This window comes from Paenibacillus riograndensis SBR5 (assembly GCF_000981585.1).
GTDB lineage: Bacteria > Bacillota > Bacilli > Paenibacillales > Paenibacillaceae > Paenibacillus_AQ > Paenibacillus_AQ riograndensis.
The window spans coordinates 7,635,262-7,648,393 of the sequence record NZ_LN831776.1; the positions used below are offsets into that span (position 1 = coordinate 7,635,262).

At 51.7% G+C, this 13,132-nt stretch carries 12 protein-coding genes; 3 read left to right on the plus strand and 9 right to left on the minus strand.

All coding sequences use genetic code 11. The features are described from left to right. Nucleotides 1-136: 136 nt before the first annotated feature. On the minus strand, nt 137-1,618 hold the full coding sequence (locus PRIO_RS32235; protein WP_020425838.1) for an MDR family MFS transporter: 1,482 nt from the start codon (nt 1,616-1,618) through the stop codon (nt 137-139). 224 nt (nt 1,619-1,842) lie between these two features. Between PRIO_RS32235 and PRIO_RS32240 the strand changes: the two genes are divergently transcribed. The 3 genes from PRIO_RS32240 (at nt 1,843) to PRIO_RS32250 (ending at nt 4,322) form a co-directional block, all read left to right on the plus strand. Next, nucleotides 1,843-2,325, plus strand: a complete 483-nt coding sequence (locus PRIO_RS32240) for a MarR family winged helix-turn-helix transcriptional regulator (RefSeq protein ID WP_046507768.1) — start codon at nt 1,843-1,845, stop codon at nt 2,323-2,325. A 64-nt stretch (nt 2,326-2,389) separates the two neighbouring features. Then, nucleotides 2,390-3,559 carry an ATP-grasp domain-containing protein gene (locus tag PRIO_RS32245; RefSeq protein ID WP_020425840.1) on the plus strand — a complete coding sequence of 390 codons (1,170 nt, stop codon included), beginning with the start codon at nt 2,390-2,392 and terminating at the stop codon, nt 3,557-3,559. 61 nt (nt 3,560-3,620) lie between these two features. After that, nucleotides 3,621-4,322, plus strand: coding sequence for an esterase family protein (locus PRIO_RS32250; protein ID WP_231869785.1), 702 nt, complete (start codon nt 3,621-3,623; stop codon nt 4,320-4,322). Between the two features lie 153 nt (nt 4,323-4,475). Here PRIO_RS32250 and PRIO_RS32255 read toward each other — a convergent pair whose 3' ends face one another. The 8 genes from PRIO_RS32255 to PRIO_RS32290 all read right to left on the minus strand — a co-directional run bounded on the left by PRIO_RS32255 (nt 4,476) and on the right by PRIO_RS32290 (nt 12,944). Continuing rightward, nucleotides 4,476-4,763 (minus strand): DUF6509 family protein, encoded by a 288-nt coding sequence (locus PRIO_RS32255; protein WP_020425842.1) that lies wholly within the window; start codon nt 4,761-4,763, stop codon nt 4,476-4,478. 356 nt (nt 4,764-5,119) lie between these two features. After that, nucleotides 5,120-5,689 carry a hypothetical protein gene (locus tag PRIO_RS32260; RefSeq protein ID WP_046506085.1) on the minus strand — a complete coding sequence of 190 codons (570 nt, stop codon included), beginning with the start codon at nt 5,687-5,689 and terminating at the stop codon, nt 5,120-5,122. Between the two features lie 67 nt (nt 5,690-5,756). Next, entirely contained in the window at nt 5,757-6,851 is a 1,095-nt protein-coding gene (gene rlmN / locus PRIO_RS32265; RefSeq protein WP_046506088.1) for a dual-specificity RNA methyltransferase RlmN, read from the minus strand. Between the two features lie 301 nt (nt 6,852-7,152). After that, nucleotides 7,153-8,502, minus strand: coding sequence for a polysaccharide deacetylase family protein (locus PRIO_RS32270; protein ID WP_020425973.1), 1,350 nt, complete (start codon nt 8,500-8,502; stop codon nt 7,153-7,155). 5 nt (nt 8,503-8,507) lie between these two features. Further along, nucleotides 8,508-9,233, minus strand: a complete 726-nt coding sequence (locus PRIO_RS32275) for a hypothetical protein (protein ID WP_020425974.1) — start codon at nt 9,231-9,233, stop codon at nt 8,508-8,510. A gap of 182 nt (nt 9,234-9,415) precedes the next feature. Further along, a complete protein-coding gene (locus PRIO_RS32280) occupies nt 9,416-10,006 on the minus strand; it encodes an acyl-CoA-like ligand-binding transcription factor (RefSeq protein ID WP_331709827.1) in 591 nt (196 codons plus the stop codon). Nucleotides 10,007-10,017: 11 nt separating this feature from the next. Then, nucleotides 10,018-12,453 carry a PEP/pyruvate-binding domain-containing protein gene (locus tag PRIO_RS32285; RefSeq protein WP_020425976.1) on the minus strand — a complete coding sequence of 812 codons (2,436 nt, stop codon included), beginning with the start codon at nt 12,451-12,453 and terminating at the stop codon, nt 10,018-10,020. A 134-nt stretch (nt 12,454-12,587) separates the two neighbouring features. Next, on the minus strand, nt 12,588-12,944 hold the full coding sequence (locus tag PRIO_RS32290; RefSeq protein ID WP_020425977.1) for a nucleotide excision repair endonuclease: 357 nt from the start codon (nt 12,942-12,944) through the stop codon (nt 12,588-12,590). Nucleotides 12,945-13,132: the final 188 nt, after the last annotated feature.

A 13,132-nucleotide genomic window follows, 5' to 3' on the forward strand; every position in this document is an offset into this window, starting at 1 on the left:
ACCAAAAACAGCCCCTGCAGGTCCGCTAGGAACCTGCAGGGGCTGTTTGCGGATTTACAAGCAATCCGGCCTGAAGCGGAGACGGTTGCTTGACCAGGACGGCCCGGCTGTTTGTCCCCTGCTTGCCGGCAGCATATTAACTGTTTGCCCCGCGCTTGACGGTTGCCACGTTCAGTACAGCCGCTTGGGGTTTGGCTGTTCCGGTTCTGAGCAGGAAGGTCAAGGGAATCGCCAGAATCCCGATCACTGTGGCGGTCAGGAACACATCCTGAACCCCCATTGTCATGCCCTGCGCCTTAATCAGCGCCCCTGCCGCAGAAGCTCCGCCGCTAAGCTCCTTCTGATGTGTCAAGGCTCTCGATGCCAGCAGAGAGCTGAAGATAGCAATCGACAGCGCTCCGGTCGCTTGACGTACCCAGTTGGTGACGGAAGAAGCATGGCCGGTGATCTGCTTCGGCACGGAAGACATTCCCGCATTCGTAACCGGCATAAAGGCCAAGGCAATCCCGATGTTGCGCACCGCCATCAGCCATGCGAGCTGGACATGGGTAGTGGCAAGTGTTAGATGACTCAGCTCCCAGGTGGAGGCAGCCAGCAGCAGAATCCCGCCAAGAATGAGCCAGAACGGCCCAACCTTGCTGTAGAGCTTGCCGACAACCGGGGACATGACGGCCATGGCGATGGAGCCCGGCAGCAGAACCAGCGCTGTTGTGAGCGGAGTGGACTGCTGGATATCCTGCAGAAAGACCGGAATCAGGAATGTTCCCGAATAAAGGGCAACCGTGATGATGCAGTTGATAATCAGACTGTAAGTGAAGCGGTTTTGCCGGAATACCTTCAGATTCAGGAGCGGCTCCTTCAAAGAAAGTTCCCTGCGGATGAAGTACATCAGTGCAACGGCTCCGATGATCAGCAACGCCAGTACTTTCCAGGATGTCCAGCCCCAGCTATTCCCTTTATTAAAGGCCAGGATAATGAATGCACTGCTGAGAATAACCGTTACAAAACCCGGCAGATCGAAGCTTTTGGTCTCTCCGGCGTTACGCTGGAACGGCAGGCACTTCAGCGCGACAGCAATCGCTATGATTCCAATCGGGAGATTAATCATGAACAGCGATTCCCAGCCAAAATACCCGGTGAGCCATCCCCCAAGTGTCGGCCCAAGAGCAGGTGCCAGCATGGAGGATAAGCTCCAGAGACTCATTGCAAATGCCTGCTTTTCCTTTTCGATAAATTGATAAATCATGGTCATTGTGGTGGGAATGATCAGTCCGCCGAATACCCCCTGCAGAATACGGAAAATCACCAGCGAGTGGATGCTCCAGGCGATCATGCACAGCCCTGAGAACAGCGTGAACCCCGATAACGCGAACACATAGAGGTATTTATAGCTCCATTTGTCACCAAAATAGCCCACCACCGGCGCGATTACGCCTGTAGCGAGCAGGTAGCCGGTAATCATCCACTGTACGGTCCCGATCTCCGCATGAAAATCCTTCATAAACACCGGAAACGCCACGTTAATGGTCGTCGTACTCAGGATCGCCATGAAATTCCCGAAAAAAACAGCTAAAATGATCAGCCAAAATGATGAATTACGAGCCGTGTGATTATTCAATTCGTTCTCTCCTCCGTTAAAAACAAGGAAATCAGACCAGCTTCCTCTGCAATTTAGGTGTATAATACAACAAGATGTTATATGTGTATTATACAACTACATTCATGAAAGTCAATATGACTTGTTTCATACCCTTTCATCATTGGCTGCGGTTTTTGCTTGTGGTCCGGTATGTTCACTATAATAATGGAGAAGAGTATTCAGTAAAGGAAGGAAACTATGCCATGGATGTTAAAAAGGATGACAAAAACCTGGAGTCTCTTAACAATGAGCTGATGACGCTCATCCGCCGGTCCTCTCTGGACAAGAAGCACGGCGGGCTGGACCGCTCGACATATACGCTGCTCTACCATTTGGCTCATCATGAGAAGGTTGGGGTGAAGGCACTTGCCGAAGAGTTTGGCCTCGACACTTCCACGATCAGCAGACAGACCAGTGTGCTCGAAGCCAAAGGTTATGCCGTCCGGGTACCTGATCCGATGGACGGAAGATCAAGCTATTTTGAGATCACCCTGCTTGGCACACGCAAGCTCGAAGAGGCACGGAACATCCGTCTGGAGCGGTATGGAGAGATCTTTGCCGACTGGTCCCCGGAGGACTGCCACACCTTCAGCGGGCTGCTGGCCAGACTGAACCGTAAACTGGCGCAGCGCAGCGCCGATGCGAAAGGATTGACGGAAGAGGCTGAAGCTGGTAGATTGAATTAATCATACAATATAAGTCGGAATTATAATGCGGACATCTTAAATATTGCCAAAGGGGCTGGGCAGCGTGAACTTTATCTTCTTTTCTCCTCATTTTCCCAGGAACAGCGCGGACTTCTGCAGTCAGCTGCATCAGCAGGGCGCTACGGTACTCGGGATCGGCGATGCCGAATATGATCAGCTGGAGGACAAGCTGAAGTCGGCATTAACGGAGTATTACAAGGTAAGCAGCTTGGAAAATCACGGCGAGATCCTGCGGGCTGTGGGCTACTTTACCCATCAATACGGCAAAATTGACCGCTTCGAATCCTTGAATGAATATTGGCTGGAGCAGGACGCTGCGATCCGCACGGATTTTAACATTTACGGCACCAAGACGGATTTTGTCTACAACCTGAAGCAGAAATCCAAGATGAAAGAGTTTTTTCGCAAAAGCGGGGTTAGTACGGTCCAGTTCTCCACCGGCACTACCCGGGACAGCGTCCAGGACTTTATCCGCAGCACCGGCTTTCCGCTGGTGGTGAAGCCCGACCTCGGCTCCGGGGCCAGCATGACCTACAAGATCAATAATGAAGCTGAGCTGCAGCAGTTTTTTGACACCAAGCCGGATGATGTCGCCTTTATTATTGAGGAGTTCATTGACGGCGTCATTCTGACCTATGACGGGCTGGTTGATATTGAAGGCAACGTCCGGTTCGCGGCCAGCCATCTGTTCGAAAACAGCGTGATGGATGTTGTCAATACGGACAACCACCTGTACTATTTCTGTCTTAAGGACGTCAGTCCTGAGGTTGAGCTGGCCGGGAGGAACATTCTGAAGGCTTTTGATATTAAAGAGCGCTTCTTCCATATCGAATTGTTCAAGTCGAATATGGATGGCCGGATCATTGCCCTTGAAGTGAACATGCGTCCACCCGGCGCTTGGATGACCGATGCGATCAACTTTTCCTATGATGTGGACGTATACAGGGAGTGGGCGCGTATGGTTGTGCACAATGAGGTTAGCGGCCCTTTTGAAGGCAAATATTATACCGGCTATGCCAGCCGCAAGCAGCACAAGCATTACTCCCACAGCCACGAGGACATTTACCGGATGTATGGGGACAAGATCGTCAATTATGCCGGGATTGAAGAAGTGTTCAGCCGGGCCATGGGGAACAGCGCCTATCAATTCCGTTCTGCCGATCTGGCGGACGTCAGGGACATCGTGAACTATATTCAACAAGAAGAGGGATAGGATGTGTTGACGGATGAGGATAAGCTACCATAAAGAATACAGCCACCACCTTCACAGAGATATGGAATACAAAGTGTATGGCCATGCCGGCAAGCCGATGCTGGTCTTTCCAACTTCACTGGGGCGCTTCTACCAGTATGAAGATTCCGGCATGATTCAGACGCTCTCGGAATTCATTGATGCCGGCAAGCTGCAGATCTGGGCCTGCGACACCCTTGATGAGGAGACCTTCTTCTCCAGCCACTGGAACCATGAGGATAAGGTGTACCGGCATGAGCAGTACGACAAATATATCATGCAGGAGCTGATTCCAGGCATCCTCCATTCCAGCAAAGAGAACAACGGCGGCAGCGACCAGAAGCTTCTCATTTCGGGCTGCTCCATGGGCGCATACTACAGTGCCAGCTTCTTTTTTCGCCATCCGCATGTTTTCGATACCCTAATTGCGCTTAGCGGTGTCTATTCCACCTATTACTTCTTCGGTGATTATATGAGCGAAACGGTCTACCTGAACTCCCCCCTGCATTACCTGCCGAACCTGACCGATGACGATTACCTGAACGCCTACCGCAGCAGCCGGATTATTCTCTGCGTCGGCCAGGGCGCCTATGAAGACGAAATGCTCCATGAGACCCGCTTGCTCCAGGATCTGCTCCAGCGCAAGCACATTCCGGCGCAGATTGAGTACTGGGGCCACGATGTGGATCATGACTGGCCCTGGTGGAACAAGCAGATTCATTATTATGTAGGCGGGTGCTTATAGGTATATCATGCTACTAATTTAGTCAGTAGACATCCATGCCGCCTTGCGGCAGTCCAATAAACGCAAATAGACCGCTCCCTCCCAGGGTATGCGGTCTATCTGTTCGGTATCCATTGGTTCAGCCCTTGCGGAACCGCCGAGACATGTGCCTGCTTAAGCCGGCAGGTGCTCCTTACAAAACAGGACCAACGCTGCCTCTTCATCCTCTTCCATATCAAAATCCAGAAGCCGGCCGGTTGTGGTTTCAAGCAGGTCGTAGTTGATAATGCTTGCTTCCTCATCCTCTACCTTCACGATCACCCTTGCGGATACACCATTTTCTTCATACAGCTCATCCTCCTCCGGCACATCCAGATTAATGACGAACTCATATCGCTTGCCGCTTAAAATCCCAAATGGATCTCTTACGTTCTCTACGGTGTAGCTTGTAAATGTCAACATTTCGCATTCCTCTTTTCTTCAATCATCTGGCTATTGTATCATACAATCCACGGCAGAAGCTTCCACAATTACCGCAGCTGAACAAATCACTCTGGGCAATGGAGATTACGCTGCAATCCGGATGATGACCAATGTACTACACGCCAGCGGCACAGGGGCTTCGGTTAAAGCCAACTCTACAAGCTTTTGCTGCAGCCTCTGCTGATTCTGCTTCCCTATCTCATCCCGCAGACAGCTCAGTTATTCCAGCTTGCTTGCCTATAATCTGCTCAGGCGGCACCATCAGTCCGCTCACTGTCCACTTTCCGCATCAATTATGCCGGCATCCTCATAAGCTTCGGGCATAGCCTATTCTTTTATACCCGATCCATATACAGAAGGCGGTTTATACTGGCAAAAGGAGGAACCGCTGAGCAGTGTACATTTGCGCAAAAACCGCAGTGACGCCCACTGGGAACGGCCTGCCGGTAAATACAAAAGCGGTGCCAGGTGGATGACTGCCTGGCACCGCTCTTTTGTAATTGAAGGGGCGGCTGAATCAAAGGTATTTTTACCTTTGATTTCGGCCATCCGCGCTTGGGCGGCCCATTCAAAGGTATTTTTACCTTTGATTTCAGCCCTCCGCGCCTGGGCGGCTCATTCAAAGGTATTTTTACCTTTGATTTCAGCCCTCCGCGCCTTGGCGGCTCATTCAAAGGTATTTTTACCTTTGATTTCAGCCATCCGCGCCAGGTTGACCCATTCAAAGGTATTTTTACCTTTGATTTCGGCCTCCGCGCCTGGGCGGCCCATTCAAAGGTATTTTTACCTTTGATTTCAGCCATCCGCGCCTGGGCGACCCATTCAAAGGTATTTCTACCTTTGATTTCGGCCATCGGCGCCAAGCTGGCCCATTCAAAGGTATTTTTACCTTTGATTTCGGCCATCCGCGCCTGGGCGGCTCATTCAAAGGTATTTTTACCTTTGATTTCAGCCATCCGCCCGCGGCGCGGTCTACCCGGCAGCCACGCCGCTCGGGCTAGCGCCGCCTTTGGCCTTTTGGATCTGCTTGCTGCGCAGCTGGCCGCAGGCGGCGTCGATATCGACGCCGTGCTCCAGGCGGGTGCTTACGCTGACGCCCTGCTTTTTGAGCGTATCGAAAAAGGCCCGCACGGACTCGCGCTCGCTCCGCTGGTATTGGCTGTGCTCATCCACCGGATTGTACGGGATCAGGTTCACGTTGGCCATCTGCCGGCGGCCCCCGATCAGTTCGGCCAGCTCCAGGGCATGCTCCTGGCGGTCATTGACATCCTTGAGCAGAATATACTCCAGGGTGATTCTCCGGTTCGTCTTTTCCAGATAGTAATCGATTGCGGGCATTAATTTCTCTATAGGAATGGCGCGGTTGATCTTCATGATCCGTGTCCGCAGCTCATTATTCGGCGCATGTAAAGAAATCGCCAGGTTAACCTGCATATTGGCATCGGCGAATTCTCTGATTTTGTCAGCCAGACCGCTTGTGGACACCGTGATGCCCTTGCCGGCAATCGCCAATCCCTTGTGATCCTTGATGATCGTCAGGAAATTCAGCAGATTCGTAAAGTTATCGAATGGTTCGCCGATCCCCATCACCACCACATGGCTGACCCTCTGACCAAGCCCCAGCCCGTCCAGATGATGCTGGACCTTCATAATCTGCTCGACAATCTCCCCGCTAGAGAGGTCGCGGCTCTTCGCCAGCAGCCCGCTGGCGCAAAAACTGCAGCCGATGTTGCAGCCCACCTGTGTCGTCACGCAGACGGACAAGCCGTATTTCTGCCGCATCAGCACCGTTTCGATCAAATTGCCGTCCTTCAGGCGGAACAGGAACTTGATAGTGCCGTCAGCCGACTCCTGCTTCACATGCTCATCCATCGTTTGAAAAACAAAATGCTCGGACAGCAGCTGCACCGTCTCGCCGTTCACCCCGGTCATTTCCGCAAAATCCTTCACCCGCTGGCGGTACAGGGATTCCCATATCCGGGATGCGCGGGATTTCTTATGGCCGTGCTCTACGAGCCAGGACGCCATTTGCTCCAAAGTTAATCCATAAATGGATTGTTTATCCATGATTTATCCTCTTTTCAAAACATAAAGTTCAATTCATTCTACCTTGCAGAGCCCCGTCTAACAACATGCACTTATTGTCTCAAATTTTTTTTATTAAAACAAGAAGAATCCCCAGCTGTTCCCGCTTTAACCGCAATTTGCAACACGCTGCAAGCCTCATGAAGTGCACTGTTCCTGCAATGAGAAAATATTCCGTACAACATCCGCTGCAGCCAGCCATTAACCAAGCAGCATTGATCCATATAAAAAGCGTACCCGCCACTTCGGATACGCTTTGGTAACATGAACAGCCGCTGCCCCCTTATCTGAAAATGGCGAATTTCAGCTGTTTGCTTTTAAGATATTCTATAATTGCAGGCAGTGCTTTGACCGTTACTGCTTTTTCATGCAGAAGATAGATGCCCCCGGAGGGATCGGTATTGTGAAAATATCGGGTGATCTGCTCCGCAGTATCCGCCTTCCAGTCTTCAGGATCACGGTTCCAGAGAAGCACCTTCAGCTTCTGTTTCCCGGCTTCTGCGGCCAGGGAGCCGTTGATAGCTCCATAAGGCGGACGAAACACGGTTACCGGTTTTCCGGTATTCTGCTCCAGCACCTGGACTGACCGCAGCAGGTTATTGTGATTCTCTCCACTGCTATTCTTCGTCAGGTCGCTGTGATCCCAGGAATGGCTCCCCACCGGCATTCCATGTTCATCGGCATAGCGGACCGCCTGCGGGTAATGCTGGGCGTTCTGGCCGATGAACAAAAAGTTCGCCGCCACTCCATGCGCCAGCAGAATATCGACAATTTCCTGAGTATACTTCGACGGGCCGTCGTCAAAGGATAAAGCCACATACCCTTTGGCCAGACTATATTCATAGCCGCTTCCGTCCAGCTCCAGGGTTTCAACCAGCGGACTCTGTGCCTCTGCATCCGGTTCTGCATCTGTAACCGGTTCCGCTTCTGGTTCCACAACTGGTTTTGCCTCTGGTTCCGACTCCCCTTCCGGCTCCAGCACTTGTCCGGTTTCCGGCACAGGTACAGCCTCGGTACCTTGAAAAGATGCCTGATGAATCTCAGGGACATAGGCCACCGGAACACTGCTACGGGCAGAGAGCTCCTGTTCATTGAAGTTTTCATGGGCTTCAGCACTGTTGAACACGGTGCCGTCCATCCGCAGGAAGAACAATACGAACAGCAAGCTGAATAAAATACACCTCAGGACAATCGGCCGGGCCAAGCGGAAGGTTCCGGCACTGCGTGTGAGCGGCCCCGTCTGCTGCGGCTCGGGTGAAGGCAGCTCCGTTGGAACCGCGTCTGCTTCAGGCGGCGGAAAGGTTAGCTGTTTTAATTGAAGCAGCTGCGAGACGTAAGCTTCCGAACAGGCAAAATACAGTGTCTCGGAGTAGGTACTGTTCATTTTGATAAGAGAGCTGAAATATGTACGGCGAAAGGGGTCCCACTTCGGGTAAAGCGACAACCGTACTCTATGTCCTTGAGAAGAGGCCAGCATATTCATTTGCAGGTATGTAAATTCATCGATGAGGAGAACTTTTCGGGTGAATCCGCCGCTGCCGGTTAGACCTACCTCCAGCTGATAGCCGTCCTGCTTATGTTCAAGCGACAGCAATTCTACGATCAGCGCGGCTTGTTGTTCAAGAAGAGGCATAGATGCTATGTATTCCCGTTTCCGTCTGTGTGTTCTCCGCTTGGGGTGTTTCCCCCAAAGGGCACTGTCATCCGTGTGGCGAAATCGTTAATCATGCTGGAGAGGTAGGCTTTCTCCTGCCGGATTGTTTCGTATTTCTGTTTCACATGGGCATTTTCAGTTTCGAGACGGCCGATCTTTTCTTCCAGCTCGTTCATTTTCTTCAGCTTTTCCGAAATGGCATCATTATGCTTCTGGACCAGATTGGCATACTTTTGCCGTTCCAGCTCAATGGTGCTCTTAAGCTCATCCATTTCCGAAGACAGGGTGCCGTACATTTCACGGTGGTCCTCCATAACCTGATCGACCTTCAGATTGCGCTCCACCAGCTTATGTTCGAGCTCCAGAATACTCTTCTCCCGCTCTTCAATAACCTTATTCAGGTTCTTCAGATCCTTGTTCAGCCGCTCCACATGTCCGCTGGTATGGGTCAAACGGTCCTGAAGCTCATGATTGGTCGTCTCTGCATGGGTTCTGGCCTGGATCATCTGCTCCACAGCAAAAATAAGATCCAGCGATTTCTTATCCAACTGCGCTTTGCCGGTGGAAATGAGGCTGGACAGGCTCTCGCCCGTTTCATTATTCACCTTTTCTTCAGGCGGGTCTTCCGCCAATTGAATCTTTTGAACCACGCCGGGCCTGGGCTGCTTATCCGCCGCCGCGTCCTTTTTCTTGAAAAAAGGGGTCGCCATCTATGCTATCACCTCATTATATTGTCAAAAAATGTCGAGCCTATACGCATTTATTATAGTTGATTTAGCCTGTCTGTAAGTGAGCCTTTATATCTAAGTTTCCTAAATGTATCCAAAGGCCTATTTTCAAAAAAAAAAGACACCCTCCTGGATGTCTTCTTCGCCTAACAAAATGCTCCTGTTTATAGCGGCAATCCGGCCTCCAGCTTGTTCAGTGCTTCTTCCAGCAGGGCCAGAAAATCCGCCTCGGGATGCTCTGCATAATACTGCATCACCGATATGTTGACACCGATGACCGCCCCCGCAAAAGCACGCACTGCCAAATCCTCCCGCTCTCTGCCCGTACGCCTGCAAGTCAATTCGATGATCAGGTCCATCATGTTAACCATATTATTAATCATCGCTGCCCGCAGCTCCGGTACTGACATCACCAGCTCGTTGCGTTCACGCATTGTCGACAATTCCTGTGGCGTCATCTCCTTTGCCCCCGACAGCATCGCATTGCGCAGCGCCATCAGCGGGGTCAGGTGAGCCGGCTGGCTCTCAAAGGAGGCAACCAGCAGCGGATCATAATTATCGATGAGCAGCACATCCTCCTTGGTGGAAAAATAACGAAAAAAAGTGCTGTAGGAAATTTCCGCCGCTTCTGCGATTTGCTCTACCGTTGTTGCTTTATAGCCATACTGCCGAAAAAGCTGCAGCGCATGCAGCTGAATGCTTGCCATCGTTTTTGCCTTTTTGCGTTCACGCAATCCTGCTTGCGTAGGTTTCACAGACAAACCGCTCACTCCCCGATCATTATTCCCGGATTCTTGTCCTCCTCCAGTTTAGCACGATCTCCGCCCGAACCTGAAATAATCTGTATGCTGCCTCCCGCACCATCAACAATGACCCTGTCGCCCGTCTTTAACCGTACAGAGGCATCCCCGCATCCTACAACTGCCGGGATACCAAGCTCCCTGGCCACTATAGCTGCATGGGACAGAGGTGCGCCAATATCGGTTATGATTGCTGCCGCCTTAGGAAAACAAAGCGTCCAGCCCACATTCGTCTTCGCCGCCACCAGAATTTCTCCCGGCAGCAGCTGCTTTCCCTCAGCCGGTGTGGCAAGCACTCGTACTATGCCCTCAACCCGCCCGGCCGCACCGGGAAATCCTCTAAGGACATCCGCATCCATACTGCGAAACGCCTGAACGGGAGCCTCGGAATCATAAGCATCCACTCTGCGGTCAGGGTCCTTCGACCAGAGGAACGGATCGAATCTTCCCCGGATCACGGATGGCAGGGGCGGTAGAGCCTGATATTTCGCATAGGTTTCTTTTCGCGCGGCTACATGCTGCAGCATCGGCAGATCGCCATCAGCCAGCCATTTCAGAATTTCGTCAAGGTACAGAAAAAACACCTCTTCCCCAATGCCTGCAAGCTGACCCGCCTTAAGCGCAAATGCCCGGTTCAACCGGAATACCCTGGTCCATTCCGAACGGACGGCCTCGCGCACCTTCGGCCCTTCCGCAACAGACTGTATCCGGCGGCGGAGCTGTTCCCGCTTCATGGATATCTTCCCTTCCGCCCGCTTCCAGGCAGCATCATAGAGCTGCTGCTGATGGTTGACAAGCTCCTCCACTTGTATGGGCAAATCCCCAGATTGTTCAAGCTGCCGGGTCAGCCAGAACTCATCTTCGGCAGGCTCCGCAATGGAGAGTTCGAATTCATGGGGTCCGCGGTGCCCGTATTTCTGCAGGTATTCTTCATGGCTCATCTCATTCTTAAGAATTCTGGAAATGCCCAGCACCGGACCCAAACTCTCCAGTTCTGTACCTCCACTAATGCTCGACAGCAGAATTTCCGCATCCTCGCTACCCAGTTGCTTAATGAGCTTCTTCTTGAATTTCACGAATTTCTGCATGGGGGCACTGGCCCCTTCCAACGCAGCCCATAATGCCGCTACATTCCTTGGCCACAACTCACGCTCCCACAGGGTAAGCAGCTCCTCCCTGCTCCCGGTTTCTTCCAGCCGCGTGCGGATCTGCTTGCACCATTCCGGTGTTTCCTTTACAAACCGGGGCAAATTTCGCACAGCTTCCCGGGTGCGCCGGGTACTGTACACGATTCGCGGCAGCAGGGTCCTGATTAATTCCAGCTTATTAAAAGGGTACTTTGGCAGGGAGGCTCCCTCCGGGATTGGGCCGAACAAGTCACTCATTTGACGCAGGATCGGCTGCACCTTCAAGCCAAAAGCGGAAAAGACGGAAACAGGCAAGCTGATGTTGGAATACACCCGTCCACATATATTGCCGGATAACAAGTAGTGGCCCGGAATGACATTATGCTCTTCATCAAGGGCGCGGAGAAACGACCAGCTCAGCGGGGTGAACACGTCCGCAATCGATTCGCCTACATTGGTGTTGGTCCAGAGAAAATCTCCAGTCATGGAATCGTTGCATTCAAAATGGTCGAGGTTGCCTGCGCTCAGGGTGGTAATCGGACGCGCCTGCAGCAAGTACACCTTTCCTTGGACAGCCGCCCATTCAATGTCCTGGGGGCAGCCCGTCTGACGTTCAATCCTGCGGGCGTAACGGTACAGCCGGCTTGCGATCTTTTTACATTCCAGAGGGCCTTTATATCGGCCTTTAGGCCGCGACACGGTGAACACATTTGCATTAGCCTCACCGGACACCAGCTGTTCTCCTAAACCGTGCACATAGTTCCCCTGCATCTCCAGCCGGCTGCCCGTAATGGGATCTGCTGTAAACAACACTCCAGACAGCTCGGATAGGATCATCCGCTGAATGACAACGGCCATGGAACGGACCTCATGATCCCCTTGAATACTGCTGTTGTAGACCTGAACTCTTTCCGCAAATTGGGACTGATAGACGGTATCCAGAGCAGCCCACAACTGATCATCCGTTTCTACGCCAAGTACAGACTCAAACTCCCCGGCAAAAGAAGCTCCCGCCGCATCCTCACCGAGCCCCGAGGACCGCACGGCGAAGGCCGCGCCGGGGTGCTTGCTGCGGATAGCCGATAGTTGTGCCAAAATCTCCTCCCGGACTGCTTCCTCAATAACCCCGCCCTGCAGCGCTTCAGGAAACACGACAAAACCTTCAGGTACGGGATAGCCTTGTTGATACAACAGGCTCAGCATAGCCCCTTTTCCCCCTGCCTGTTCCCGGAGCTGCGGCGTGATTTCCCGGAAACCTGCAACCTTGCTTGACATACAAAGACCTCCATCCAAAATATGAAACTTAATATCATATTAAACTTATATATCATTTAATATTTAATGTCAATATTTTCAGGCGCAAAAAAAGCGCCATCCCCCCGGGACCGCGCTCCAGCAATATGTTAGGCTTATTTGTACAAGACTTTCTCCACATTGTATTTGGCTCTAAGCTTGTTCACAATGTAGGTTTCATAGATTTCCCTGTCGACGGCATCATCAATGATGCAAACCTCAATCTTGGCCACCTCGTCACGGTGCGGCTTCATCACCGAAACATTATCTTCAAAATGCTTTTTGATCCGCGGTCTCAGCTTTCTGGCCTTGCCCACAAACAGCAGTTCATCCTTGTCATTGTAGAACATGAAGATGCCGCCTTTTTCGCGGGTGATCAGGTGAAAATCCGTGAATCCGTAGATATGGCTAAGTACAGGATTCTCCTGCTTCATAATGGTAACATCCGGTGCTGGAATCGTAATGCTGATCATTGTAGCTCACTTCCCTCTTGTATATAGACATAAATAGTATCATAGTTCCAGAACCCTGACTATACAGATACATCGGATTAAGCAACGGGGAGCTTCTGCATCCATGGATCAGCAGTGCTACTTCTATGATTCTGCCGCTTTTTACAAACATCCAGTCTATTGTGGACTAACCCGCTCATTTCATTGAT